This window comes from Streptomyces radiopugnans, assembly GCF_900110735.1.
Classification (GTDB): domain Bacteria; phylum Actinomycetota; class Actinomycetes; order Streptomycetales; family Streptomycetaceae; genus Streptomyces; species Streptomyces radiopugnans.
On record NZ_FOET01000001.1, the window covers coordinates 686,796 to 713,104 of the forward strand.

Below are 26,309 nucleotides of genomic sequence, written 5' to 3' on the forward strand. Positions count from 1 at the left end.
AGGTAGCAGGGGTGCAACTTCTTGCGGAAGCCGTTGCAGACTCGTTTGCAGAAAGTTGCCGCAAGGTCTTTCTAAAAGATTGCGCCGCTGTTACGTTCCTCGTCAGCCCGGCGCCGCGACCGCGCGGCCCGCGCGGAGTACGCCAGTGCCCCCGCGAGACGGGCACCGGATCATGGAGGAGTTCACATGCGGCGTGGCATAGGGACCACCGCACTGGTCGCGGCCATCGCGCTCGCGGCCACCGCCTGCGGCGGCGGCGGCGACAGCGGCGACGGCGAGAAGAAGAACGCCAACGGCGAGCTGTCGGGCACCGTCGAGTTCTGGGACACGTCGGGCGACGCCGAGAAGGCCTTCTTCAAGAAGGTCGCCGAGGAGTTCGAGGAGAAGCACCCCGAGGTCGACGTCAAGTACGTCAACGTCCCCTTCGGCGAGGCCAGCAACAAGTTCAAGAACGCCGCGGGCGGCGGCTCCGGAGCCCCCGACGTGATGCGCACCGAGGTCGCCTGGGTGGCCGACTTCGCCAGCCTGGGCTACCTCGCCCCGCTGGACGACACCTCCGCGGTCGACAACAAGGACGACTACCTGCCGCAGGCCTGGGGCAGCACCCAGTACGACGGCAAGACCTACGCCGTGCCGCAGGTCATCGACACCCTGGCCCTGTTCTACAACAAGGGCCTGCTGGAGAAGGCCGGCGTCGAGGTCCCGCAGTCGGTCGAGGAGATCAAGGACTCCACCGACGCGTTCAAGAAGAACGACGTCACCCCGTTCTACCTGCGCGGTGACGACCCGTACTGGTTCCTGCCCTTCCTCTACGGCGAGGGCGGCGACATGCTCGACGCCGAGGCGAAGAAGATCACCGTCGACGACGAGCCCGGTGCGAAGGCGTTCGAGGTGATGAAGGACCTGGTGGACTCCAAGGCCGCGATCACGGACACCACCAACGGCTGGGAGAACATGCAGAAGTCCTTCAAGGACGGCAAGGTCGCGATGATGGTCAACGGCCCCTGGGCCATCGAGGACACCCTCGCGGGCAAGCAGTTCAAGGGCGACGAGGACAACCTCGGGGTCGCCGCGGTCCCGGCCGGCAGCGCCGGTCAGGGCGCCCCGCAGGGCGGTCACAACTACTCGGTCTACGCGGGCTCCGACAACCTCGACGCCTCCTACGAGTTCGTCAAGTACATGAGCTCCGCCGAGGTCCAGAAGCGCACCACCGAGGAGCTGAGCCTCCTGCCGACCCGCACCTCGGTGTACGAGGAGAAGACCGTCAAGGACAACCAGATGGTCCAGTTCTTCAAGCCCGCCGTGGACAAGGCCGTCGAGCGCCCCTGGATCGCCGAGGGCAACTCCCTCTTCGAGCCGCTGCGCGTCCAGATGGCCGACGTGCTGACCGGCAAGACCGAGCCGGAGGCCGCCGCGGAGAAGGCCGGCGAGGAGTACGCCAAGCTCCTCAAGGACGGGGACTGGAAGTAAGGGCCCGGAAGAGTTCAGGGAGAGGCTGACCGACGACCATGGCTGTCGAGACCGGCCAGTCGGTGGCACCGGCCGCGGGCGGAGACGCCCGCGGCCGCGGCCGCGGAACTGGCGAGAAGTCCAAAGAGGCCCCCGGACCGCTGCGCCGCGCGCTGGCGACGCACTGGTACGCGTGGGCCATGGTGGCCCCCGTGGTGATCGTCATCGGGGTGATCATCGGCTATCCGCTGGTCCGGGGCATCTGGCTGTCCCTGACCGACGCGGACGAGGCCAACGTCGCCCGCACCATCGGCGTCAACGAGATCGAGGCCACCTACGAGTTCACCGGTCTCGAGAACTACACGGCCATCCTCACCGACAGCGTCTTCTGGGACCGGCTCGGCTGGACGGTGCTGTGGACGGTCGGCTGCGTCTCCGTGACCTTCCTGCTGGGCCTGGTGCTGGCCACCATGCTCAACCGGAAGCTGCGCGGCCGGGCCGTGTACCGCATCGCGATCATCCTGCCCTGGGGCATCCCGGCCTTCGTCTCCGTCTTCGCCTGGCAGATGCTGTTCAACGAGAAGAACGGCATCCTCAACAGGATCCTGGAGGGCGGGGGCATCGACGCCGTCCCCTGGCTGGGCGACCCCACCTGGGCGAAGATCTCCGTCATCGCGGTCAACGTCTGGCTGGGCGTGCCGTTCATGCTCGTCGCCCTGCTGGGCGCCCTCCAGGCCATCCCCTCCGAGCTGCTGGAGGCCGCCGAGGTGGACGGCGCGAACGCCTGGCAGCGCTTCCGCAACGTCACCCTGCCGGGCATCCGCTCGGTCAGCAGCACCGTGGTCCTGCTGAGCACCATCTGGACGTTCAACATGTTCCCGGTGATCTACCTGCTCACCCGCGGCGGCCCGGGCGACTCCACCGAGATCCTGGTGACCTACGCCTACCGGCTGTCCTTCCTCAACAGCCCGCGCGACTTCGCCACCTCCGCGGCCTGGGGCGTGCTGATCCTGCTGCTCCTGATGCTCTTCGCGGTGTTCTACCGCCGTTCGCTCCGCAAGCAGGGAGAGGTGTGGTGACGACGATGAACACCACGGAAACCACCACCGCGACCACGACCCCCGACCCCGCCACCACCGCGCCCGTGCCGCCGGCCGGCGGCGGGCGGCGCGGGCGGGTGCGCGGGCGCGGCGAGCGCGGGCCGCTGGCCTCCGTCGCGCTGCACGCGGGCCTGCTGACGGCGGCCCTGGCCGCGGTCTTCCCGCCGTTCTGGCTGCTGGTGACGTCCTTCAAGCCCAAGACGGAGACCTTCACCACCTCGCTGGTGCAGAACTTCACGCTGGAGAACTACACCCACGTCCTGGGCGAGACATACTTCCTGACCTGGTTCTGGAACTCGGTGGTGGTCGTGGTGATGACCACGCTGCTCGGCGTGTTCATCTCCGCCACCACCGGCTACGCCGTCAGCCGCTTCCGCTTCCCCGGGATGCGCCCGCTGATGTGGACCCTGCTGATCACGCAGATGTTCCCGATGGCGATCCTGATCGTGCCGCTGTACAACCTGATGGCGCAGCTCGGCCTGCTCAACCAGCCCGTCGGGCTGATCATCACCTACCTGACCATCGCGGTGCCGTTCTGCGCCTGGATGATGAAGGGCTTCTTCGACACCATCCCGGTCTCCATCGACGAGTCGGGGCGCGTGGACGGCCTCAACCCCTTCGGCACCTTCTGGCGGCTGATCCTGCCGCTGGCCAAGCCCGGTCTCGCCGTCACCGGCTTCTACAGCTTCGTGACGGCCTGGGCCGAGGTCGCCTACGCGTCGGCCTTCATGACCGGCGAGGAGAACCTCACCCTCGCCGGCGGCCTGCAGACCTTCGTCAACCAGTACGTCGGCGACTGGGGCTCGATGACCGCCGCCGCGGTGATCATCGCCGTCCCGGCCGCGATCGTCTTCGGCATCGCCCAGCGGCACCTCGTCGCCGGACTGACCTCCGGCGCCGTCAAGTCCTGACCCGCCGCCCACCCGTCCGGCACCTCGCGTCCCCCCACTCACGACACCAGGGATGACATGACCCAGCACTCATCAGCCCCCGCCACCGGTACGGCCCCGGCCATCCGCACGGAAGCCTCGGGAGAGTCGACCGGCTGGTGGCGCGACGCGGTGATCTACCAGGTCTACCCCCGCTCCTTCGCCGACGGGAACGGCGACGGCATGGGCGACCTGGCGGGCGTCCGCGCGCGGCTGCCCTACCTGGCCGACCTGGGCGTCGACGCCGTCTGGCTCAGCCCCTTCTACGCCTCCCCGCAGGCCGACGCCGGCTACGACGTCGCCGACTACCGCGCCATCGACCCGATGTTCGGCGACCTCCACGACGCCGACGCGCTGATCCGCGACGCCCACCAGCTGGGGCTGCGGATCATCGTGGACCTGGTGCCCAACCACTCCTCCGACCAGCACGAGTGGTTCCAGCGCGCCCTGCGCGAGGGGCCCGGCTCGCCGCTGCGCGACCGCTACCACTTCCGCCCCGGGCGCGGCCCGAAGGGCGAGGAGCCCCCGAACGACTGGGAGTCCATCTTCGGCGGCCCGGCCTGGACCCGCACCGAGAACCCCGACGGCACCCCGGGGGAGTGGTACCTGCACCTGTTCGCCCCCGAGCAGCCCGACTTCAACTGGGAGAACGAGGCCGTGCGGGACGAGTTCCGCTCGGTGCTGCGCTTCTGGCTGGACATGGGCGTGGACGGCTTCCGCATCGACGTCGCCCACGGACTGGTCAAGGCCGCGGGGCTGCCCGACATGGGCCGGGCCGGCCAGCTGAAGCTGCTGGGCAACCAGGTGCTGCCCTTCTTCGACCAGGACGGCGTCCACGAGATCTACCGCTCCTGGCGGCGCATCCTCGACGAGTACCCCGGCGAGCGCATCGGCGTCGCCGAGGCCTGGACGCCCAGCCCCGAGCGCACCGCGCTCTACCTGCGCGCCGACGAGCTGCACCAGGCGTTCAACTTCCACTACCTGAACACCGCGTGGAACGCCGAGGCGCTGCGGGCGGTCATCGACGAGTCGCTGGACTCCATGCGCCCGGTCGGCGCCCCCACCACCTGGGTGCTGTCCAACCACGACGTGGTGCGCCACCGCACCCGGCTGGGCGGCGGCCTGGCCCGCGCCCGCGCGGCCTCGCTGCTGATGCTGGCGCTGCCCGGCTCGGCCTACGTCTACCAGGGCGAGGAGCTGGGCCTGCCGGAGGTCACCGACCTGCCCGACGAGGTGCGCCAGGACCCGTCCTTCTTCAAGGACAACGGCCAGGACGGCCTGCGCGACGGCTGCCGCGTGCCCATCCCGTGGACGCGGGCCGGGTCCAGCTACGGCTTCGGCTCCGGCGGCAGCTGGCTGCCCCAGCCCGAGCAGTGGACCGAGCTGTCGGTCGAGGAGCAGACCGGCGACCCCACCTCCACGCTGGAGCTGTACCGCAGCGCGCTGGCGGTGCGCCGCGAGCACCCGGCACTGGGCGCGGGCGAGAGCGTGGAGTGGCTGGAGGACTTCCCCGCCGGGGTCCTGGCCTTCCGGCGCCGCGCGGCCGACGGCTCCGGCCGCGACCTCGTCTGCACGGCCAACACCACCGACCGGCCCGTGGAGCTGTCCGCGGCGCCCGGCCGGCTGCTGCTGGCCAGCGGCGAGTACGAGGGCGGTGCGATCCCGGCCGACACCACCGTCTGGTGGGAGGTATGACGGAGACCGGTACGGCACCCGCGCAGGTCCCCCAGCAGGGGGGCCCGGCCGCGGGCGCCGTCCCCGGCAGCGTCCCCGGAACCGCCCGCCTGGCCGACATCGCGGCCCAGGCCTCGGTCAGCGAGGCCACGGTCAGCCGTGTGCTCAACGGCAAGGCGGGCGTGGCGGCCGGCACCCGGCAGAAGGTGCTGGCGGCCCTGGACGTGCTGGGGTACGAGCGGCCGGTGCGGCTGCGGCAGCGCAGCGCCGGCCTGATCGGGCTGGTCATCCCGGAGCTGACCAACCCCATCTTCCCCGCGTTCGCACAGGTCATCGAACAGGTCCTGGCCGGACACGGCTACACCCCGGTGCTGTGCACCCAGATGCCCGGCGGCGCCACCGAGGACGAGCTGGTCGACCAGCTCGTCGAGCGCGGTGTCAACGGCATCGTCTTCCTCTCCGGGCTGCACGCCGACACCACCGCGGACCCGGGCCGCTATGTGCGGCTGTCCGGGCGGGGGGTGCCGTTCGTGCTCATCAACGGTTTCAACGAGCACGTCAGCGCCCCCTTCGTGTCGCCCGACGACCGGGCGGCGGCCCGGATGGCGGTACGCCATCTGGTCGACCTGGGCCACGATCCGCGGCACATCGGCCTGGCGGTCGGCCCCGTACGGTACGTACCGGTACGGCGGAAGGCCGAGGGGTTCACCGCGGCGCTGATCGAGCAGGGCGTTCCCGCGGCGCGGGTACGCGAGCAGGTCCAGCACACGCTGTTCACCCTCGAGGGCGGCCACGCCGCGGCGGGCGCGCTGATCAGCGCGGGCTGCACGGGGGTGGTGTGCGGCAGCGACCTGATGGCGCTGGGCGTGGTGCGGGCGGCCCGGCAGCGCGGGCTGGAGGTCCCGCGCGAGCTGTCGGTGGTCGGCTTCGACGACTCCGAGCTGATCGCCTTCACCGATCCGCCGCTGACGACCGTGCGCCAGCCGGTCAAGGCCATGGCGAGCGCGGCGGTGAACGCGCTGCTGGAGGAGATCGGGGGGAACCCCGTCCAGCACTCGGAGTTCGTCTTCCAGCCCGAGCTGGTGGTGCGCGGCTCGACCGCCCCGCCGTCGTAGGACCGGGTACGTACCGCCGGGCGCCGGCGGGCACCCGGCGGTGCGCGACCTGACAGCCCCGCCGCCGGGTGCCCGCCGGCGCCCGGCGTGCGTCTCGCGGGCCACCACCGTGTGCCGCCGGCGGGGCACGCGGGCACCCCGGCCCGGCCGGCCGGGCGCGTGGGGTCCATGTGCCTGGTCCCCCGGCCGACCGGACCGGGAGTGTGGTCGAACGTAGCACCGTGCAATCTCTTGCGAAAGAGATTGCGCGGAGGCGACGGTCGTGTTTCCCGCGGATGTCCAAAGCCTTGACGCAGTTCCGGGGCCCGTCTACGGTCTCCTGCGCGAAGACTTTCAGGCGCTTTCAGTCTTCTTGCAGCAAGAGCATTCACTGCTCCACCGCCTCACGGGCGCGGCGCGTTGCCCCCAGGCAGGCACTCGCATCTGCTTCCCCCACAGGAGGAAACGTGGCCAGGAGATCCGCAGCCGCCGCACTCGCGCTTGTCGCGGGCATGGCAGGCTCCCTCATCGCCGTGCCGGGACCGGCGCAGGCGGCCCCACCCGGGACCAAGGACGTCACCGCCGTTCTGTTCGAGTGGGACTTCGACTCGATCGCACGGGAGTGCACCGGCAGGCTCGGCCCGGCCGGCTACGGCTTCGTCCAGGTCTCCCCGCCCCAGGAGCACATCCAGGGCGGCCAGTGGTGGACCTCGTACCAGCCGGTCAGCTACAAGATCGCAGGGCGTCTCGGCAACCGCTCGCAGTTCCAGAACATGGTCAACACCTGCCACTCGGCAGGCGTGAAGGTCGTCGTCGACACGGTGATCAACCACATGTCGGCGGGCAGCGGTACCGGCACCGGCGGCTCGTCGTACACCAAGTACGACTACCCCGGCATCTACAGCGGTGCCGACATGGACGACTGCCGGTCCACGATCGGCAACTACCAGGACCGGTACAACGTCCAGAACTGCGAACTGGTGGGCCTGGCCGACCTCGACACCGGCGAGCCCTACGTCCGCAGCCGGATCGCGGCCTACATGAACGACCTGCTCTCGCTCGGTGTGGACGGCTTCCGGATCGACGCGGCCAAGCACATGCCCGCCGGCGACCTGGCGGCCATCAAGTCCCAGCTGAACAACCCGAACGTCTACTGGAAGCAGGAGGCGATCTACGGCGCGGGCGAGGCCGTCTCGCCCACCGAGTACCTCGACAACGGCGACGTGCAGGAGTTCCGCTACGCCCGGGACCTCAAGCGGGTCTTCGGCAACGAGAAGCTCGCCTACCTCAAGAACTACGGTGAGGGCTGGGGCTACATGAGCTCCGGCAAGTCCGGCGTCTTCGTGGACAACCACGACACCGAGCGCGGCGGCGACACCATGAACTACAAGTACGGCTCCGCCTACACCCTGGCCAACGTCTTCATGCTGGCCTGGCCGTACGGCGCCCCGGACGTCCACTCCGGCTACGAGTGGAGCAACTACGACGCCGGCCCGCCCAACGGCGGCCGGGTGAACGCCTGCTGGCAGGACGGCTGGAAGTGCCAGCACGCCTGGCGCGAGATCTCCTCCATGGTCGCCTTCCGCAACGAGACGCGCGGGCAGGCCGTCGTCAACTGGTGGGACAACGGCAACGACGCCATCGCCTTCGGTCGCGGGAACAAAGGCTACGTGGCCATCAACCACGAGACGTACCCGATCTCCCGCACCTTCCAGACCTCACTGCCGGGCGGCACCTACTGCGACCTCCAGAACGGCGGCAGGGTCACCGTGAACAGCTCCGGCCAGTTCACCGCCACCCTCAACCCCGGCACCGCCATAGCCCTGCGCGGCGGCTCCCGCTGCTAGCACCCCCGGCGCCCCGGCGCCGCACGTGACCGCTCCGAGAACCGGCCGCCCGGTACCGGCCCACTTCCCCGCCGCCGGGCCGGGCGGCCCACGGTCCTCCCCACCCCGGACTCCCCCCGCAGGCCACCCCACACGCAGCGCCCACGCACCACGCACAGATCACCGCACCCGAGGAGAGCGACCCGTGACAGGTCCCCTGGCGCGCAGAGGAGCGGCCGCGAGCATCGCGGCCGCGATCCTGGCGACGCTCATCACCGCGGCGGCCCCCGCCAAGGCCGCACCGCCGCCGCCGTCCGACGCGAAACTGGCCGCCGAGCCCACACGGCACGACCTGACGCGGGAGCAGTTCTACTTCGTCCTGCCCGACCGCTTCGCCAACGGAGACCGTTCCAACGACCGCGGCGGGCTGGAGGGCGACCGCCTGGCCACCGGCTACGACCCCACCCACAAGGGCTTCTACCAGGGCGGCGACCTCAAGGGCCTGACACAGAAGCTGGACTACATCAAGGGCCTGGGCACCACCGCCATCTGGATGGCCCCCATCTTCAAGAACAAGCCGGTGCAGGGCGAGGGGAAGAACGCCTCGGCCGGCTACCACGGCTACTGGATCACCGACTTCACCCAGGTCGACCCGCACTTCGGCACCAACGACGACCTGCGGAAGCTGATCGACGCCGCCCACGCCAAGGGCATGAAGGTCTTCTTCGACGTCATCACCAACCACACCGCCGACGTGGTGGACTACGAGGAGAAGTCCTACTCCTACCTGTCCAAGGGCGCCTTCCCCTACCTCACCAAGGACGGGAAGCCCTTCGACGACGCCGACCACGCCGCCGGGGGGAGGTTCCCGCAGACCGACCGCGACTCCTTCCCCCGCACCCCGGTCGTCCCGGCGGCCGAGAAGGACGTGAAGGTCCCCGGCTGGCTCAACGACCCGGAGATGTACCACAACCGGGGCGACTCCACCTTCGCCGGGGAGAGCGCCCTGCACGGTGACTTCCACGGCCTGGACGACCTGTGGACCGAGCGTCCCGAGGTCGTCGAGGGCATGAAGAAGATCTACCAGCGGTGGGTCGAGGACTTCCGGATCGACGGCTTCCGCATCGACACGGTCAAGCACGTCAACATGGAGTTCTGGACCCAGTGGGCCACCGCCCTGGACGCCTACGCCGCGAAGAAGGGGCGCGACGACTTCTTCATGTTCGGCGAGGTCTACTCCTCCGACCCCGCCCAGATGGCCCCCTACGTCACCCGGGGCAAGCTCGACGCCACCCTCGACTTCGGCTTCCAGGAGGCCGCCCGCTCCTACGCCTCCCAGAGCGGGCCGGCGGCCAGGCTGTCGGACCTGTTCGCCCAGGACTACCGCTACACCACCGGCCGCTCCAACGCGTACGAGCAGGTCACCTTCACCGGCAACCACGACATGGGCCGCTTCGGGACCTTCCTGCGCCAGGACAACCCCGGCGCCGGTGACGCCGAGCTGCTGAAGCGGGCGAAGCTCGCCAACGAGCTGATGTTCCTCGGCCGCGGCAACCCGGTGGTCTACTACGGCGACGAGCAGGGCTTCACCGGCGCCGGCGGCGACCAGGACGCCCGCCAGACCCTCTTCGCCTCCAGGACCGACGCCTACCTGGACGAGGAGAGGAACGACCGGATCGGCACCGACCGCACCCACGCCGAGGACGCGTACGACACCTCCCACCCCCTGTACCGCTCCATCGCCGCCCTGTCGAAGCTGACCAGGGAGCACCCCGCCCTGCGCGACGGCGTCCAGACCGAGCGGTACGCGCAGACCGGTGACGGACCCGGCGTGTACGCCTTCACCCGCACCGACGCCGAGCAGCGCACCGAGTACCTCGTCGCCGCCAACAACGGCGCCAAGGCCCGCACGGTCGAGATCCCCACCGGTTCCCCGGCCACCGCGTTCCGGCAGATCCACGGCGGCGACGGCACCGTGCGCACCGGCCCGGACGCGAAGCTGACCGTCACCGTCCCGGCCCTGTCCACCGTGGTGTTCAAGGCGGCGAAGCCGCTCCCCGCACCCGCCGCCGCGCCGGCCGTCGAGCTGAAGGCCCCCGCGGCGGGTGCCACCGGCACCGTCGAGATCACCGCGAACGTCGGGGGAGGAGACGGCGCCGGGCTGAACCGCGTCGTCTTCGCCGCCCAGACAGGCGACGGGAAGTGGCACACCCTCGGCACCGCCGACCACGCCCCCTACAAGGTCACCCAGCACATCGACCGGGACGTGAAGGCGGGAACGCCGCTGCGCTACAAGGCCGTCGTGGTCGACTCCAAGGGCCGCACCGCCTCCGACACCGCCTCCTCGACCGCCGGCCAGGCCCCGCCGCCCGAGAAGCCCTCGGCGGTGGAACGGGACTGGGCCGTCGTCCACTACCAGCGCGCCGACGGCGACTACGACGGCTGGAAGCTGGTCGCCGGCGACCGCACCGCCGACTTCACCGGCCGCGACGCCTACGGGGCCTTCGCCTGGGTCAGGCCGGCCGACGGCGAGGGCCGACTCTCCTTCACCATCACCAAGAACGGCGTGGACGACGGTCCCGAGCGCACCGTCGACCTGGCGAAGACCGGCGAGGTGTGGGTCGAGCAGGGCAGTGACCGGACGCTGTCCGAGCGGCCCGAGGGCGTCTACCCCCCGCAGGACGAGAAGAAGGCCGTACTGCACTACCACCGCGCCGACGGCGACTACGACGGCTGGGGCCTGCACACCTGGACCGGCGCCGCCGAGCCCACCGACTGGTCCAAGCCGCTGATGCCGGTGGCCAGGGACGCCTTCGGCGCCACCTTCGAGGTGCCGCTCGCCGAGGGCGCGACCTCGCTGAGCTACATCATCCACAAGGGCGACACCAAGGACGAGAACGCCGACCAGTCGCTGGACTTCGCCACCCACGGACGCGAGGTCTGGAAGCTGTCCGCCACCCCCGGCTACCTGCTGCCCACCACCGGCAGCGCGCCCGACCTGGACCTGGCCGGCGCCGGAGCCCAGTGGATCGACCGGGACACCGTCGCCTGGAAGGTCAAGGCCACCGAAGCCACCAGCCAGCAGCTCGCCTACGACACCCGCGGCACCATCGCGGTCAAGGACGGCGCCCTGACCCACGAGGGCCGCTGGCTGCGCCTCGCCCCCGTGCCCGGCGGGCTCACCGACGCGCAGAAGGAGAGGTTCCCGCACCTGAAGGACTACCCCGCCTTCCGCGTCGACCCCCGCGACCGCGACCGGGTGCGCACCGCCCTGCGCGGCCAGATCGTCGCCACCCAGCGCAACACCGAAGGGGCGCTGCTGGCGGCGACCGGGGTGCAGATCCCCGGCGTGCTGGACGACCTCTACGGCACGAAGGCGGCGAAGGCCGACCTCGGCCCGGTCTTCGACCGAAGCGGCCGCCCCACCCTGTCGGTGTGGGCGCCCACCGCGCAGAAGGTCTCCCTCGAACTGGACGGCCGTACCGTGCGGATGCGGCGCGACGGCACCACCGGCGTGTGGAGCGCGCACGGCAACCGGAGCTGGACGGGCAAGCCGTACCGCTACCACGTGACGGTCTGGGCGCCCTCGGTGGGCAAGCTGGTCACCAACAAGGTCACCGATCCCTACTCCACCGCCCTGACCACCGACTCAGAAAAGAGCCTGGTCGTCGACCTGTCCGACCCGAAGCTGGCCCCCAGGGGCTGGAAGGGGCTGGACAAGCCCGCCCCGGCACCGCTGCGCGACGCCCAGATCCAGGAGCTGCACATCCGCGACTTCTCCGTCGCCGACCCCACGGTGAGCGAGAAGCACCGCGGCGGCTACCTGGCCTTCACCGAGGACTCCGCCGACGGCATGAAGCACCTGCGGAAGCTGGCGGACGCGGGCACCTCCCACGTCCATCTGCTGCCCTCGTACGACATCGCCTCCATCCCCGAGCGCGCCGCAGACCGGGCCGAGCCCGCCTGCGACCTGGCGGCCCTGCCCGCCGACTCCGGCAAGCAGCAGGAGTGCATCGGGAAGGTCCGCGGCAAGGACGCCTACAACTGGGGCTACGACCCGCTGCACTACACCGTGCCCGAGGGCTCGTACGCCACCGACGCCGAGGGCACCACCCGCACCGTCGAGTACCGGAAGATGGTCAAGAGCCTCAACGAGGCCGGACTGCGGGTCGTGCTGGACGTGGTCTACAACCACACCATGGCCGCCGGGCAGGACGGCAAGTCCGTCCTGGACCGCATCGTGCCCGGCTACTACCACCGCCTGCTGGAGGACGGCACGGTGGCCACCTCCACCTGCTGCGCCAACACCGCGCCCGAGCACACCATGATGGGCAAGCTCACGGTCGACTCCATCGTCACCTGGGCGAAGCAGTACAAGGTGGACGGCTTCCGCTTCGACCTGATGGGCCACCACCCCAAGGCCAACATCCTGGCCGTCCGCGAGGCGCTGGACGCCCTCACCCCCGAGAAGGACGGCGTCGACGGCAAGAGCATCATCCTCTACGGCGAGGGCTGGAACTTCGGCGAGGTCGCCGACGACGCCCGCTTCGTCCAGGCCACGCAGAAGAACATGGCCGGCACCGGCATCGCCACCTTCTCCGACCGGGCCCGCGACGCGGTGCGCGGCGGCGGTCCCTTCGACGCCGACCCCGGAGTCCAGGGCTTCGCCAGCGGCCTGTACACCGACCCCAACTCCTCGGACGCCAACGGCAGCGAGGCGGAGCAGCGGGCCAGGCTCCTGCACTACCAGGACCTGATCAAGGTCGGGCTGTCCGGAAACCTCGCCGGCTACACCTTCACCGACACCTCCGGCAGGCAGGTCAAGGGCTCGCAGGTCGACTACAACGGCTCACCGGCCGGATACGCCGGCGCCCCCGGCGAGGCACTCGCCTACGCCGACGCCCACGACAACGAGACCCTCTACGACGCCCTGGCGTTCAAGCTGCCCAAGGACACCCCGGCCGCCGACCGGGCCCGTATGCAGGTGATCGCCATGGCCACCGCCGCCCTCTCCCAGGGGCCGGCCCTCAGCCAGGCGGGCAGCGACCTGCTGCGCTCGAAGTCGCTGGACCGCAACTCCTACGACTCCGGCGACTGGTACAACGCCATCCACTGGAACTGCGAGGCCGGCAACGGCTTCGGCCGCGGCCTGCCGCCGGCCTGGGACAACGAGGACAAGTGGCCGTACGCCCAGCCGCTGCTGACCGCCGCCACGCTCACCCCGTCCTGCGGGGAGATCGACGGCGCCTCCGCCGCCTACCGCGACCTGCTGGAGATCCGCTCCACCGAGAAGGCCTTCAGCCAGTCCACGGCGGCCGGAGTCCAGCGGGCGCTGTCCTTCCCGCTGTCGGGCAAGGAGGAGACCCCGGGCGTGATCACCATGCGAGTGAAGGACGGCGACCGCGACCTGGTGGTCGTCTTCAACGCCACCCCCGAGCGGCAGACGCAGACCGTCTCCTCGCTCGCCGGCGCCTCCTACGCCCTGCACCCGGTGCAGGCCGAGGGCTCCGACGCGGTGGTGAGGAACGCCGCCTTCGACGGTGGCAAGGGCGCCTTCACGGTGCCGCCGCGCACGGTGGCGGTGTTCGCCGCGCGGTGACCCGGACGGGGAAGTAGACGGGAAACGCTTCGGGGCGGGGCCGGAAGGGACGGCGCCGCCCCGAAGCGCGTCCCCCGCCCGGTCCCCGGCCCCGCCTCCCGCCCGGCCGTCGCGGTCCGGCTCACTCCCACCAGAACGACCACAGGTTCCGGCCGGTCAGCCACTCCTGCGCGTAGCGCGCCAGCGATCCGGCGCCCTGCCGCACCACCGAGGGGCAGAACGCGTAGTGCTCGGCCGCCACCGGCAGAGCCTGGGCAGCGGTGCGGGGCGGCTCCGGCACCGACAGGTGCAGTACGTCCGGTTCCAGCGCCACCACCCGCGTACCGAAACGCTCCTCCCAGGAGTGCAGCACCGAGTCGTACCCCTCGGTCTCCGCGCCGGACGCCAGGGTGCCCGTCCAGCCGATCGCGGCGGGTATGCCGGCGCTCCGCGCCGCCGGGACCAGGGCCACCCGCGGGCGGCGCAGGGTGCCGTGCGCCACCAGCGCGCGGGCCACCCGGGCCGCCGCCGCGTCCGGGTCGCCGCCCGTGCCGAAGGGGCGCGCGGGCTTGGGCGGGCGCCTGCCGTACGGCCGCAGCGCCGGCACCACCCCGGCCTTCCGGCCGGCCGGCTCCCGTGCGGCGTGCTCCTTCCACCAGGCGGCCAGCACACCGGCGGCACCGCCGCCCGTCCCGCCGCGGCCGCCTCCGCCCCGCTGCGGGGGCAGCAGATCGTCCTCCACGGCGGTGCCGCGGACGTGCGCTCCCAGCAGCACGGGCCACAGCCCGGTGGCGTCCCGCACCGGGAGCATCCGCTCCCAGCTGTCCGGCCCGGCGGGCTCGTCGGCGCGCCACAGCAGCGGCTCGGGCAGCCTGCCGAGCACCGTCCGGTCGACCAGCGTGCCCGGCGGCAGCGCCGCCGAGGCCGCGAGCGAGCGCAGGCGCGCCCCTTCGGTGCTCGGTCCACGGGTCATATGAGTCACGACGTCGAAACTACCCGCCGCCGGCACTCCCGGGAACGAGTGCCAGCAGCCGGGACACCAGCTCCGCGAACGGACCGTCGGCGGGCTCCTGTTCCACGACGCGGCGGAGCACTCCGGCGGTCTCCTCGTCGAACGCGGCCGTCACCGCGGCCAGGGCCAGCAGGTCGTGGACGAGCTGCCGTTCCAGCTCCCGGCGCGGTATCGAGCGGTCGGCCAGCCAGCTCAGCGCCGTGGTCTCGGCGACACCGACCCAGGTGCGGATCACCAGCGACATGCGGGGCCCGGGGTCGGTGAGTTCCAGGTGGGCCAGGAGCTGGTCGTACGCGGCCTGCCGCACCTCCTCGACCACGGCCTCGCTGCGCACCGAACCGCCGCGCAGCAGGGCCGAGAAGCCCGGCGCGTGCTCCTCGGCGAAGTCGAAGTAACGCCCCATCACCAGCAGCAGCCGCAGGCTGAACGGGCCCTCGCGCGGTACCTGGAAACGGGCGGACAGCTCGTCGGCCGCACGCCGCACCGCGGCCTCGTAGAGGCTGTACTTGCCCGGGAAGTAGTGGTAGACCAGCGGCCTCGATATGCCCGCCGCGGTGGCTATGTCGTCGATGGAGACGTCCTCGGGCGGGCGGTCGCTGAATAACTTCAGCGCGACGTCGATCAGTTGCTGCCGACGCTCCTCGACACCCATCCTGCGGCGCACCCCGGTGGTCATGGGAACACCCTAGCGAGCACCGCGTGCCGGCGGCCGCCCGTCCGTGCGCGGAGGCGGCCGGACGCCCTCCGCGCACGGCGACGGCCCGGGGCCCAAGGGGCCGGACGCGGTCGCACCCGGCCCCGCACCCGGCCCCCTCGCGTCAGGCCGTGCGCCACCCGGAGAACTCCACCGTGCCGGCCACGCCGCCCGCCGCCGTCATGCCCAGCCCGGCGTCCTGCCGCCCGGCCGCGCCCGGCACCCGCACCGTCGCCACCGTCCGCCAGCTCGCGCCGCCGTCGGCGGACAGCTCGCCGGTGTAATCGGCGCCCGCGCGCCGCAGCCGCAGCAGCACCGGGGCCTTCACCCCGGTGATCCGGCGGTAGGAGTCCAGCGTGCCGTCGCCGTTGGAGTCGTACGACAGCACCACCCCGTTGGCCGGGGTCACCGACAGGTTGACGAAGCCCGGCGATCCGGCCCGCGCCAGGTCGTTGCGGACGATGATGCCCGCCCTCGCCCACGGCCCGGTCTCGTCCTGGGAGTCGACCCGCACCGTCACCGAGCCGCGTTCGCCGAGCCCGCCCGGCCGGTACACGGCGCCGAACTCCGCGGTGCCCCTCCACAGGTCCGCGCCCCCGCCGTGCACGGCGTACCGCGTGCCGAGACGGCCGAAGACCGCCCCGTTGGTGGAGACCGTGCGCAGCCCCGCCGGCAGCGGCCCGGCCAGGAACAGCGAGCCGCCAAGCTCGGCGCGGACCCGGCGCCCGCCGCCCTCGGGCCCGTACCGCGCCGTCAGGCCGTACGACAGCTCCCGCAGCGGTGCGGTCAGCGGCCGGCCGGGGGCGGTCGTCCGCCAGCGGACCCGGGTCCGGCCGCCGGGCGGCACGCGGTCCACGGTGGTGGGGTCCAGCGGCACCGCCTGCAGGCCGGTGGAGCCGGTGGACAGGGCGAACTCGACCGGGCCCGCGGCCCGCAGCCCGTTGGTGTTGGTGAAGGAGGCGGTCAGCATCCCGCGGCCGCCCGGCTCCAGCGCCGCCGGCTCCGGCGCGGCCTCCAGCCGCCCCTGGTAGGGCGCGCGGGCGAGGCTGTCGCGCACGCGCAGCGCGGTGGCGTACGGATCGCCCGACGGCCGCAGCGGATACTCCCGGCGCTCCCGCGTCCAGGGCTCCTCGACCGCGTACCAGTCGATCGGCGCGGGCCCCCGGCCCGAGGCCAGAGCGGCGTCCAGCTCGTCCAGCAGCAGCCGCCAGCGCGGCAGGTAGAAGTCGCCCGTCAGCCCCTGCCAGTCGCGGTTGGCGTAGTCGTGCAGCTTTCCGGCGTCGGCGGTGGCCCGCTCGCCCCACACCGTCAGCAGGACCCGGGCGGTGCGCTCCAGCTCCGCCTCCTCCTCGGGGGAGGCCGCCATGCGGCGGGCGGCGTCCGTCCACGGACCCAGCAGGAACATCCGGTGTGTTCCGGCCAGTTCGTCGGTGAGTGTCATCAACCGCAGCCACAGAGCCGACAGTTCACGGAAGGTCCCCAGGTCGCCGCCCTCGTAGGCGGTGCGCAGCTGGGGCAGCAGCACCCGGCTGCGGTTGGCCAGGGCCTGCCGGGCGACGTCCACCAGGTCGTGGCGGTAGGCGTCGCCGCCGCGCAGGGCGGGGGCGGTCTCCAGCAGCCCGTCCAGGGCGGCGTCGAAGCGCGCCGGGTCGTAGGTCAGCTCGGTGGGGCCGTACTGCCCGGCCCGGGTGGCGGCGAGGTCGGGGCGGGCGGCGAAGAGGCTGTCGTGGGCGAAACCGTAGAGCCTGGCGTGGTGCCGGTAGGCGGTGTCGTGCAGCGCCCGCCAGGCGTCCCGCGCCCGCGGGTCGGCGCCGCCGTAGCGGTACCCGGCGTACCGGGTGAACCAGCCGGGCAGGTCCACCGGGCCGGTGCGCCAGGCCAGTTCGGAGAAGAAGTCGAAGGCGGCCGGGTCGCGGTCGGCGGCCTCCGGCAGGTACGCGGTGCCCGCCAGGGCGCTGCCGGGCTTGTCGCGCCAGGCGTGGAAGCGCTCGTTCCACACATGGGTCTTGGCCCCCAGCGTCGTGCGCCCGCCGAAGTTGGGGATCGCTCCGAAGCAGTAGGGGGTGCCGTTCCAGTCGGCCTCGCGGTCGTGGACGGTCTCGGTGCGCTCGGAGATGCCGTCGACGATGAGCATCCGGCTCTTGTCCACGGCGTCCACCAACTCGCGCCGCGGGTTGTCCTGCCAGCCCAGGATCACCCACACCGCCTCCGGGTGGGCCCTGCGCAGCGCCCTCTCCACCCCGCGCGCGGCCTCGGCCACCGGCACGTCCCCGGCGTTCCCGCCCTCGTGCAGCAGGTCCATCTTGAAGTGCGACGCCTCGCCGAACAGCTCCTGCTGGTGCCGGTAGAAGGAGGCGGCGACATCGGCGAAGACGGGGGTGCGCGGGTCGAGCCAGTCGGGCCGGGCGAAGCCGTGCCAGGTGCCCTGCGGGACGGTGCGGGCGCCGGGGACGCGCCCGGCGAAGTCCCTGGGCACCGAGCCGTAGTAGCCGGGCAGCACCGGGTGCATGCCCAGCTCCCGCAGCCGGGCGGTGATGCGCCGGCCCAGCTCCACGCGCCGCCCGATCAGCTCCGGGCTCGGCGGGCCGCCGTAGCCGCTGAGGTTCTGCAGGTGCCACCAGGGCTGGTGGGAGGGGGCGGGCAGCCAGCGGCGGGCCTCGGCGTCGGAGTAGCCGAAGTCCTTCAGCAGCCGGTGGTAGGCGGCCTCCTGCCCGGCGATGACCATCACCTGGTTGCAGCCGTGCAGGGCGAGCACGTCGATCAGCCGCTCCCAGTAGGGCCAGTCGGCGTAGGGGTGGGTGTAGCCGTCGTTGGTGTCGTTGAGCGCGAAGCGGTTGGGCAGCGTGGTGGAGCGCTCCAGGGGGCGCTCGGGCGCGGGCAGGGTGGCGGGCAGGCCGAGGTTGTGCCCGGCCCAGGAGATGTGCGCGGAGCAGACCTCCTTGAGGTACCAGTGGACGCCGGTGAGCAGTACGGCCGGGCTGGTGCCGGACACCTCCACCCGCCCGGCCGCGCCCGCGACCCGGAACCGCTCGGTGCCGCCGGGCGCGGCCGACGCGGCCAGCCGGAACTGCGCGGCGTGGTCCGGCAGCAGCCGGCGCAGCGCCGCGGCGGCCGGCTCGACGGAGAAGGGCGGCGCGGCCGCCGCCGCGCCGCCGCCCATCGTCAGGCCCGGGCCGACCGCGGCGGCGAGCCCCGCCGCCACCGTCCCGGCGCCCAGCACCGTGCGCCGGGTGAGCCCCGCGGCGCCCGTGCCCTCCACCGCCTGCGCCGCCTCGGCCGCGTCCGGCCGGCCCTGAGCCAACAGTTTCATGGAACACCTTTCGGAGAAGGGAATCCGCCTTCGCCCGCCCTCGCCGCCGCGGCCCGCCGGAGATCTCCGGCAGCCGTACGCCTGGGGCAGCCGTACCAGGCCGCCGCGCCGCGGAAACGGGTCACCGGCCGGGACAACACGCACGGTGACCGCCATCCGCGGCGCGGACGGTCTCGGCGGAAGCCCGCCCGCGCCGCCGCGGCGGCCAACCCCCGTCAGCCGCGCGGCAGTACGGTGGAGAGCACGGACGGCAGCCGGGTCCAGTCGGAGGTGACCACGCTCGCCCGTTCGGCCGCCAGCAGCGCCACCCGGTCGAGGGCCTGGGCCTGGGTGGGGTCGGTGGGGCTGATGGCGGGGGCCACGGCGTGGGCGTCGGTCATCACCAGCAGGTAGCCGTGCCGGGCGTACCAGGCGGTGTCGATGCCGCCGGATACGTACGCCGAGGCGTCGCCGTCGAAGACCACGAACCAGGGGCGCAGGGAGGCGTCCGCGTAGCGGGTGCGCGGGTCCCCGGCCGCCGCGCGGTGCACGGCGGGGAAGGCGGTGGCATCGCCCAGCCGCCCGGCGGCGGCGAGGTCGCGCAGGTGGGCGGCGTACTCGCGGTCGGTCCACAGGGTGTCGAAGGGGTTGGACTCCTCGACGGTGCCGGGGATGAGGTGGATCAGGAACTTCCCCGCCAGCGCGTCCCGCGCGGGCCAGCCCCCGCCGCGTACGGCGTCGTCGAGGGTGGCGTGGCCGGCGGCGAGGTCGCCGGGCCGGTAGAGCGCGTCGCCCAGCTCCCGGGTCACCAGGGCGTCGAACTGCGCCGGCCCGCGGCCGTGGTCGCCGGCGAAGCCGTCCTTCATCTCGATCTTGATCAGCACCGGCCGGTGCCCGGGGTTGGCGTCGTGCCAGGCCCGCATGTCGGCCAGGCAACCGGCCAGGCTCTGGTTGCGGGGTCTGGAGCGCAGCTCGGCGGGGGAGGAGGCGTTCTCGCAGTTGTTGTCGTTGGCCAGCGGGCCGTCGTGGGCCACGCGCCAGCCGCCCGAGTACTTGGCCCACACGTCCAGCTCCAGCAGCGAGGCGCCGGAGTCCAGGGCGTCGGCGAAGTAGGTGTACTTGTCCTTCTCGTAGGCGTTGTGCACGCCGACGGAGGTGGTGCCGGAGTACGGCAGCGCGCCGGTGTCCGCCGCCCCGGCCGGAGCAGCCGCCACGAGCACCGTACCGACACCGGCCGCCGTCACCGTCGCCACCAGCCGGCTTCTCCACTGCTGTGCCATCTGCGCCGCCTTCCGTGTGGGGGGAGGGTCGAATCGCGGTCACAGTAGGGGAGTTGTGCCGACCCGGGGAGGGAGCGCGCATGGCGCGCAGGCGAACGGCGGGCGTACGGCCGCCCCGCGTCCCGGGCCGCACGGCGCCGGGGAGCGGGGCGGCCGGGGAGGGGGCCGCCGGGCGAGTACGGGAGGGGGCGGGCGCGTACGGGCGCCGTCAGCGCCGGAAGGGGCCGGAGACCTCGAACGTCATGCCGCCCAGCCCGGCCGGATCGCCCAGGGTGCCGCGCTGGGAGGAGAAGTACAGCCGGGAGCCGTCCGGGGAGAAGGCCGGGCCGGTGATCTCGGAGTCGCCGTGGCCGTCGAGCCGGATCACCGGGGCCACCGCGCCCTCGGGCGTGATGACGTTGATCTCCATGTTGCCGCCGTCCTCCGCCACGTACAGATCACCGCCGGGGGTGCCGGTGATGTTGTCCACCCCGTCCAGCGGGGAGTCAGCGTCGTAGGCCACCGACAGCTCGCCCCGCTCGGCGTCGTAGGCCCACACCCGGTTGTCGCCCTTGGTGGTGAACCAGCAGGTGCCGTCCGCGTAGTGGCAGCCCTCGCCGCCGTCGAAGCGGCGGGCGGAGCCGACCTGGTGGCGCGTCTGCTTCCCGAACAGCGGCGCCGACGGGTCCGGGACCTCGCGCCACTCCACCCCGCCGCCCGCCGACTCGCACAGCACGTCCAGCCGGCCGCGCGACAGGTCGCCCCAGACCTCGGGGGTGTAGCGGTAGAAGCAGCCGTCCGGCTCGTCCTCGGTCAGGTAGACCACGCGCCGGTCCGGGTCGCACGCGGCGGCCTCGTGCTTGAAGCGCCCCATCGCCTTGTGCGCGACCGCCTCGCGCCGCCCGTACGGGTCGGTCTCGAAGACCCGGCCGCGCCAGGTCTCCTCGCACGACAGCCAGGTCCGCCACGGGGTCGCCCCGCCCGCGCAGTTGAGGTTGGTGCCCTCCAGGACGCGGTAGGCCCGGTCGACCGAGCCGTCGGAGCGGAAGCGGATCGCCGAGGCGCCGCCGACCAGGGGGACCTCGGAGTTGGAGACGTAGATCCACCCGTCGCCGTCCGGGTAGCAGGCGCCGCCGTCGGGCGCCGGGTGCCACAGGATCCCGCCGACCGGCAGGCTGGAGCGGGCCACGATCCGGCTGCGGAAGCCCTCCGGCAGCGCCACCCCGTTGGCGTCGGGCGCCCGCAGCGGTCCGTACGGGCCGGCCCCCGCGGCGGAGGTCCCCGCGGTGGCGGCGCCCTGCCACAGGGCGCCGGAGAAGGCGACGGCCCCCGCGCCGGCGGAGGCGGTCCTCAGGAAGGTGCGTCGCTGCATTCGGACTCCAGGCGTGTGAGGGAGTATGCGAGGGACGTGTACACGTCACCATTGCGCGCCGGCGGCGGCGGGCGAAGGGAGCCGGGGGAGAAGATCCGGTGAACAGCCGTTCACACGCGCGGCCCGGCGCCTCCGCCCACGGCCCGGAACGCCGCCGGCCCCCGGGCGCGCGATCGCACCCGGGGGCCGGCGGTCGTGGCCGCGGTCTCACCGCGGTCTCGCCACGGCCTCACGGCAGCCTCGCCGCGGAGGCGTCAGAAGGAGAAGACCGGACCCGTGGCGCCCTCCATGACGCAGGAGTTGGCGAAGGTGCGCTCGTAGGAGACCTCGCGGCCCTCCCAGAAGCCCTCGGCCTTGATCGTGACCGGGTCCCAGATCATCGGGCAGATCCGGTCGGTGTCGGCCTCGACCAGCGCGCCCACCTCGCCGTCGACGGAGCGCAGCGCGGCGCACGCGCGCCCCGGGGCCGGGTGGGTGCCGGTGGGGCCCGGCGGGCAGGTGAGCACGGCACTCCGCCGCTCGGGGGCCGTCGCAGGGTCCTCGCCCCCGGCGACGGTGAGCACCAGGACCGAGGGCCCGGACGGCCTGTCGGACCCGGCGGGGGTCACGGGCCCGGCGGTCGCGGTGGCCGCGGGGCCCGCCAGGCAGACCGCGGTCAGGGCGGCGCCCAGGCCCAGGCCCTTGGTGGCGTACCGCATGTCGAACACTCCCTGGTCTCTCGGGAACAGATTCCGGAGGAACGACTTGCCGGAGTCCATAACGGGACACATCGGGGCGATCGGATCCGGTCACCTTCCGCTGCGCTGCGCTCCGATGCGCGGCATCGGCCCTGGCCGGAGCCGCGCCGGCGGCTACGGACGGGCGCCGGGGGAGCGGGCGGGGGCCGGTCGGGGGGCGGCCGGGAGCATATGACACCCCGACGACGTGCGCGCTCCTCCGCGGCCGCCGTGCGCCGCGTTCCCGACTCGGCCGGAAGGCGACGCCCCCGGGCGCCGGGCGCACCCCGTACGGGACCCGGACCCCTACCCGAGGCGGCCCCGCGTCCGCATGGCCGCGCGCTGGGCGGCGGCCTGGGCCGGGCCCGTGACGTAGTGGGCCAGGGGGCGGGCGGCGGCCAGGGCCGCGCGGGCCGCGTTGGAGCCGCAGGCGCCGTGGACGCCGCCGCCCGGATGGGCGGAGGCGGAGGCGAGGTAGAGGCCGCGCACGGGGGTGGCGGGACGGCCGGTACCGGGGACGGGCCGGAAGAGGAGCTGCTGGTGGACGGCCGCGGTGCCGCCGTTCAGCGCACCGCCGACCAGGCTCTCGTCACGCGCCTGGAGATCCGGCGGGGCCATGACGCGGCGCTCCTTGACCAGTTCGCGGAAGCCCGGGGCGCGGCGCTCCACCTCCTCCTCCAGCCGGTCGGCCATGGCCTCCCGCTCGCCCGGCCCCCAGTGGCCCGTGATGCCGTCGCCGCCCGCGTCGCCGCGCACCCGCTGGGGCAGGTGGGTGTAGGCCCAGGCCGACTCGGTGCCCCGGGGGGAGCGGGTGGGATCGGCGGTGGTCATCTGGCCCAGCAGGCAGAACGGCCGGTCCGGCACCAGGCCGGTGGCCAACTGGGCGCTGTGGCGGGTGAGGTGGTCCATGCCGTCGGCCAGGTGGACGGTGCCCGCACCGGAGGCCCCGGGCGAGGACCAGGGAATGGGCCCCGACAGCGCCCAGTCCACCTTGAACGTCGAGGTGTCCCACTGGAAGCGGCGGATGTCGTCCTGGAGCCGCAGGGGCAGGTGCTCCCAGTCGACCAGCCCGCCGTACAGCGCCGGGGCGGGGACGTCGGCCAGGACCGCCCGCCGCGCCCGTACGGCGTCGCCTCCGGCGGTCCGCACGCCGAGGGCGCGCCCGTCCCGGACCACCACCCGCACCACCCGGGCGCCGCAGCGCACCGTCCCGCCCCGCGACTCCAGCCGGTCCACCAGGGCCGCGGTGAGGGAGCCGGCGCCGCCGGCGGGCACCGGCCAGCCGTACTGCTGGCCCAGCATCGCCAGCAGCCAGCCGTAGACCGCGCCGGCGGTGGACTCCGGGAAGAGGTCGGTGTGCAGCGCGCACCCCGCCAGCAGCATCGGCCCGCCCTGGCCGCCGAACTCCTCCTCGCCCAGGCGCCGCACCGGCAGCAGCAGCGTGCGCAGCAGCCGCAGCCCCCCTGCCGCGCGCAGGCGGGCCAGCAGCGCCAGCGCGGGGCGCACCGGCGGGAAGGGGTTGAGGAGGGCGTCCAGGAGGTCCGGGCCGAGCCTGTCCCACAGGCCCGTCAGCCGCAGGTACGCCTCCCCGTCGCCGGGCGCGAAGGCCTCCAGGCTCGCGGCGGTGTCCTCCCGGTCGCGGTGGAGTACGGGGCAGCGCCCGTCGGGCAGCGGATGGGCGAGCACGGACGGCGCGTGGCTCCACTCCAGGCCCCAGCGCTCCAGCTCCAGGCCGCGGATGACGGGCGAGGCGGCGGCCAGCGGGTGGAAGGAGCTGAACAGGTCGCTGACGTAGTCGGGGTGGACGCCGCGGTCGCTGCGCACCGCGCCGCCGGGTTCGGGCTGGGACTCCAGGACCAGCACCCGCCAGCCCGCGTCGGCCAGCAGGTTCGCGGCCACCAGCCCGTTGGGGCCGGACCCCACCACGACCGCGTCGTACGCCTCGGACATCTGCGGACAGCCTCCTGTGGAGCGGCGGGTGTACGGGAGCGGGGCGGGCGGTGCGGCGGTCAGGCGCCGGGCGGGGCGGTGCCGGTGCGTGCGGTGCCGGGCCGTGTGGTGTCGGGCCGGGCCGTGTGGGCGGGATGGCCGTGGGTGCGCCTGGCCTCCTTCATCTCCGCCTCGTACAGGTGCTTCAGACCGCCCGTCAGCCGGTCGCGCACCCGCTCCTCCAGCCGTGTGAACGGCTTGTAGTAGTGCGAGTCGTAGCCCTCGACGATCTGGAACGTCCAGTGGCCCGGGATCACGTTGCGGCCCAGGATCTCGGTCTCCAGCAGCTCCGCCTCCTCGGCGTGCCCGGCCTCGCGCAGCAGTTCCACCGCCTCGCCCAGCAGCAGGTCGGAGCGGCCGGTCATCTGGTGGAAGGAGTACAGGTGGCCGCGCGCCCGCTCGGTCGCCTCCAGCGCCTCGGTGACCTTGCCGACGGCCTCGACCGTGGCGTCGTCCACGCCCGGCGGGCGGCGGTGCGCCCTGTCGGGCCGGTCGTCGGGCCTGTCGCCGGGGCGGCCGGCGGCGCGGTCCCCGGTGCGTTCGTCCGTCACACGTGCCTCCCCGCTTCCCGGTCCGCCTCGCTCCGCCCGGACTCCACCACTTTCCGCAGCCGCGACAGCATCAGCCGGTGCCGCAGCTGGAGCGCCACGTCCAGGGGCGCGGTGTGCATCTGGGCCACCGCGCCGCGCAGGGGGTGCTCGTCCATGGTGATCAGCGAGCCCTCGCCCCACGGCTTCACCGAGATCGCGATGCGGGCCGTGCCCAGCCGCCCCGCCGACGCCTCCAGCTCCAGCCGCCCGGGCGGCTCGCAGATGCGCACGATCGTGTAACCGTGCTCGGTCAGCGGCCCCAGGCCGATCGTGTAGCGCAGGGCCGTGCCCACCTCGGGCCAGTGGCCCTCGGACTCATGGGTCTCCTTGGTGCCCACGACCCATTTCTGGTACTGCTCGGCGTCGCTGAGGACACCCCACACCCTCTCGGGCTTCCTGTTCACCCATACGTGTCGCACTGCCATGCGGGCCGGGTACCCGCTTTTGCGCGAAGCACCGCCCGGGCGCGGCGGCCGGCCCCTTACGGACGAACCCGCCGCCCGCCCGTTCCCACCCCGATCCCACCCCGATCCCACCGTCCCCGGCCGGAGCGGGGTGTCGGGCGCCGGCGGGCGTCTGGCATGGTTGGCGGCGCCATCGCTCGTCTTTACCGGTACAGCGGACCGGTACGGCCAAGGAGACACCGGGACATGAGATTCGGCCTGCTCGGCACCGGCCCCTGGGCGGAACTCGCCTACGGCCCCGCACTGCGCGCCCACCCCGACGCCGAACTGGCGGGGGTCTGGGGCCGCCGCCCGGAGGCGGCGGCGGACATCGCCGGACGGTTCGGCGGCCGGCCCTACGACGACGTGGACGCGCTGCTGGAGGACTGCGACGCGGTCGCCGTGGCGCTCCCGCCGGACATACAGGCGCCCCTGGCCGTACGGGCCGCCGAGGCCGGCCGCCACCTGCTGCTGGACAAGCCGGTGGCCACCACCGTCTCCGCCGCCCGCGGGATCGCCGACGCGGCCGCCGCCGCGGGGGTGGCCTCGGTCGTCTTCTTCACCCTGCGGTTCCGTCCCGAGACGGCGGCGTGGATCGAGGAGCAGAGGCGGACGGGCGGCTGGCAGCTGGGCCGCGCCGACTGGCTCGGCGGCATCTTCGCGGAGGGCGCCGAGCCCAGCCCGTTCGCGGGCTCGCCCTGGCGGCGGGAGAAGGGCGGGCTGTGGGACGTCGGCCCGCACGCCCTGTCCGTGCTGCTGCCGGTGCTCGGCGACGTGGCCGACCTCGACGGGTCGGTGGCCGCCGTCTCCGGCGCCGGGCGGACCGTCCAGCTCGCCCTGCGCCACGCCTCGGGCGCCTCCAGCACCTGCGCGCTCGGCCTCGCCGTCGCGCCCGCGGCGTCCGTGACCCGGGTGGAACTGCGCGGCACCGCGGGCGCGGTGGAACTGCCGGAGGGGGAGACGGACGCGGTCGCCGCCCTCGGCAACGCCGTGGACGCCCTGATCGCCTCGGCCCGCACCGGCGAGCCGCACCCGTGCGACATACGGTTCGGGGTGCGGGTGACGGAGATCCTCGCGGCGGCGCAGGCCCGGCTCGGCGACCGCTGACCCGGACCGGGCGGGTGCGGGAGAGCATGTCCCCGTGCGGCCGCCCACCCCTTTCGCGCCCGTACCGGACCGGCTCGGCGAGCCGGTGGTCCTCGTCGAGGCCCTCCGCGTCGGCGACCCCCTCGGCCACGCCTCGTGGCCGCGGACGGTGCCGGGCGAGGAGCTCGGCCTGCGGGACGGCGACGTGG

At 73.4% G+C, this 26,309-nt stretch carries 16 protein-coding genes and 1 pseudogene; 8 read left to right on the plus strand and 9 right to left on the minus strand.

The features are described 5' to 3' along the window. Window positions 1–186 precede the first annotated feature (186 nt). The 7 genes and pseudogenes from BMY40_RS03005 to pulA all read left to right on the plus strand — a co-directional run bounded on the left by BMY40_RS03005 (window position 187) and on the right by pulA (window position 13,671). Entirely contained in the window at window positions 187–1,470 is a 1,284-nt protein-coding gene (locus tag BMY40_RS03005; RefSeq protein ID WP_093655004.1) for an extracellular solute-binding protein, read from the plus strand. A 38-nt stretch (window positions 1,471–1,508) separates the two neighbouring features. Beyond that, on the plus strand, window positions 1,509–2,528 hold the full coding sequence (locus tag BMY40_RS03010; RefSeq protein ID WP_093655006.1) for a carbohydrate ABC transporter permease: 1,020 nt from the start codon (window positions 1,509–1,511) through the stop codon (window positions 2,526–2,528). A 5-nt stretch (window positions 2,529–2,533) separates the two neighbouring features. Next, the gene (locus BMY40_RS03015) at window positions 2,534–3,460 is read left to right on the plus strand and encodes a sugar ABC transporter permease (protein WP_093655740.1); all 927 of its coding nucleotides are present in this window, start codon (window positions 2,534–2,536) and stop codon (window positions 3,458–3,460) included. A 57-nt stretch (window positions 3,461–3,517) separates the two neighbouring features. Further along, a complete protein-coding gene (locus BMY40_RS03020) occupies window positions 3,518–5,173 on the plus strand; it encodes a glycoside hydrolase family 13 protein (RefSeq protein WP_093655008.1) in 1,656 nt (551 codons plus the stop codon). Then, the gene (locus BMY40_RS03025; protein ID WP_093655010.1) at window positions 5,170–6,267 is read left to right on the plus strand and encodes a LacI family DNA-binding transcriptional regulator; all 1,098 of its coding nucleotides are present in this window, start codon (window positions 5,170–5,172) and stop codon (window positions 6,265–6,267) included. The genes BMY40_RS03020 and BMY40_RS03025 overlap by 4 nt, the downstream gene beginning before the upstream one ends. A 446-nt stretch (window positions 6,268–6,713) precedes the next feature. Then, window positions 6,714–8,087, plus strand: a pseudogene (locus BMY40_RS03030) (alpha-amylase); the annotation flags it as partial. 190 nt (window positions 8,088–8,277) lie between these two features. Next, window positions 8,278–13,671, plus strand: coding sequence for a pullulanase-type alpha-1,6-glucosidase (gene pulA / locus BMY40_RS03035; RefSeq protein WP_093655014.1), 5,394 nt, complete (start codon window positions 8,278–8,280; stop codon window positions 13,669–13,671). A gap of 121 nt (window positions 13,672–13,792) precedes the next feature. On the opposite strand, the gene BMY40_RS03040 is transcribed toward pulA, so the two are convergent. The 9 genes from BMY40_RS03040 to BMY40_RS03080 all read right to left on the minus strand — a co-directional run bounded on the left by BMY40_RS03040 (window position 13,793) and on the right by BMY40_RS03080 (window position 24,996). Continuing rightward, on the minus strand, window positions 13,793–14,623 hold the full coding sequence (locus tag BMY40_RS03040) for a DUF4253 domain-containing protein (RefSeq protein WP_093655016.1): 831 nt from the start codon (window positions 14,621–14,623) through the stop codon (window positions 13,793–13,795). A gap of 19 nt (window positions 14,624–14,642) precedes the next feature. Next, entirely contained in the window at window positions 14,643–15,338 is a 696-nt protein-coding gene (locus tag BMY40_RS03045; protein WP_093655018.1) for a TetR/AcrR family transcriptional regulator, read from the minus strand. A gap of 142 nt (window positions 15,339–15,480) precedes the next feature. Next, the gene (locus BMY40_RS03050) at window positions 15,481–18,666 is read right to left on the minus strand and encodes an alpha-N-acetylglucosaminidase (RefSeq protein WP_093655019.1); all 3,186 of its coding nucleotides are present in this window, start codon (window positions 18,664–18,666) and stop codon (window positions 15,481–15,483) included. 215 nt (window positions 18,667–18,881) lie between these two features. Continuing rightward, window positions 18,882–19,925: a phosphatidylinositol-specific phospholipase C domain-containing protein gene (locus BMY40_RS03055; RefSeq protein ID WP_093655021.1), complete on the minus strand. Its 1,044-nt coding sequence runs from the start codon at window positions 19,923–19,925 to the stop codon at window positions 18,882–18,884. A 208-nt stretch (window positions 19,926–20,133) separates the two neighbouring features. Continuing rightward, window positions 20,134–21,276, minus strand: a complete 1,143-nt coding sequence (locus BMY40_RS03060) for an alkaline phosphatase PhoX (RefSeq protein WP_093655023.1) — start codon at window positions 21,274–21,276, stop codon at window positions 20,134–20,136. 254 nt (window positions 21,277–21,530) lie between these two features. Continuing rightward, complete coding sequence (locus tag BMY40_RS28900) at window positions 21,531–21,974, minus strand: subtilase-type protease inhibitor (protein ID WP_093655742.1); 444 nt, start codon at window positions 21,972–21,974, stop codon at window positions 21,531–21,533. Window positions 21,975–22,298: 324 nt separating this feature from the next. Next, a complete protein-coding gene (locus tag BMY40_RS03070) occupies window positions 22,299–23,942 on the minus strand; it encodes a phytoene desaturase family protein (RefSeq protein WP_093655025.1) in 1,644 nt (547 codons plus the stop codon). A gap of 59 nt (window positions 23,943–24,001) precedes the next feature. After that, the gene (locus BMY40_RS03075; protein WP_093655027.1) at window positions 24,002–24,532 is read right to left on the minus strand and encodes a hypothetical protein; all 531 of its coding nucleotides are present in this window, start codon (window positions 24,530–24,532) and stop codon (window positions 24,002–24,004) included. Continuing rightward, window positions 24,529–24,996 carry an SRPBCC family protein gene (locus BMY40_RS03080; RefSeq protein WP_093655029.1) on the minus strand — a complete coding sequence of 156 codons (468 nt, stop codon included), beginning with the start codon at window positions 24,994–24,996 and terminating at the stop codon, window positions 24,529–24,531. The genes BMY40_RS03075 and BMY40_RS03080 overlap by 4 nt, the downstream gene beginning before the upstream one ends. Window positions 24,997–25,221: 225 nt before the next feature. Here BMY40_RS03080 and BMY40_RS03085 point away from each other — a divergent pair, with 225 nt between their 5' ends. After that, window positions 25,222–26,121 carry a Gfo/Idh/MocA family protein gene (locus tag BMY40_RS03085; RefSeq protein WP_093655031.1) on the plus strand — a complete coding sequence of 300 codons (900 nt, stop codon included), beginning with the start codon at window positions 25,222–25,224 and terminating at the stop codon, window positions 26,119–26,121. Window positions 26,122–26,309 lie beyond the last annotated feature (188 nt).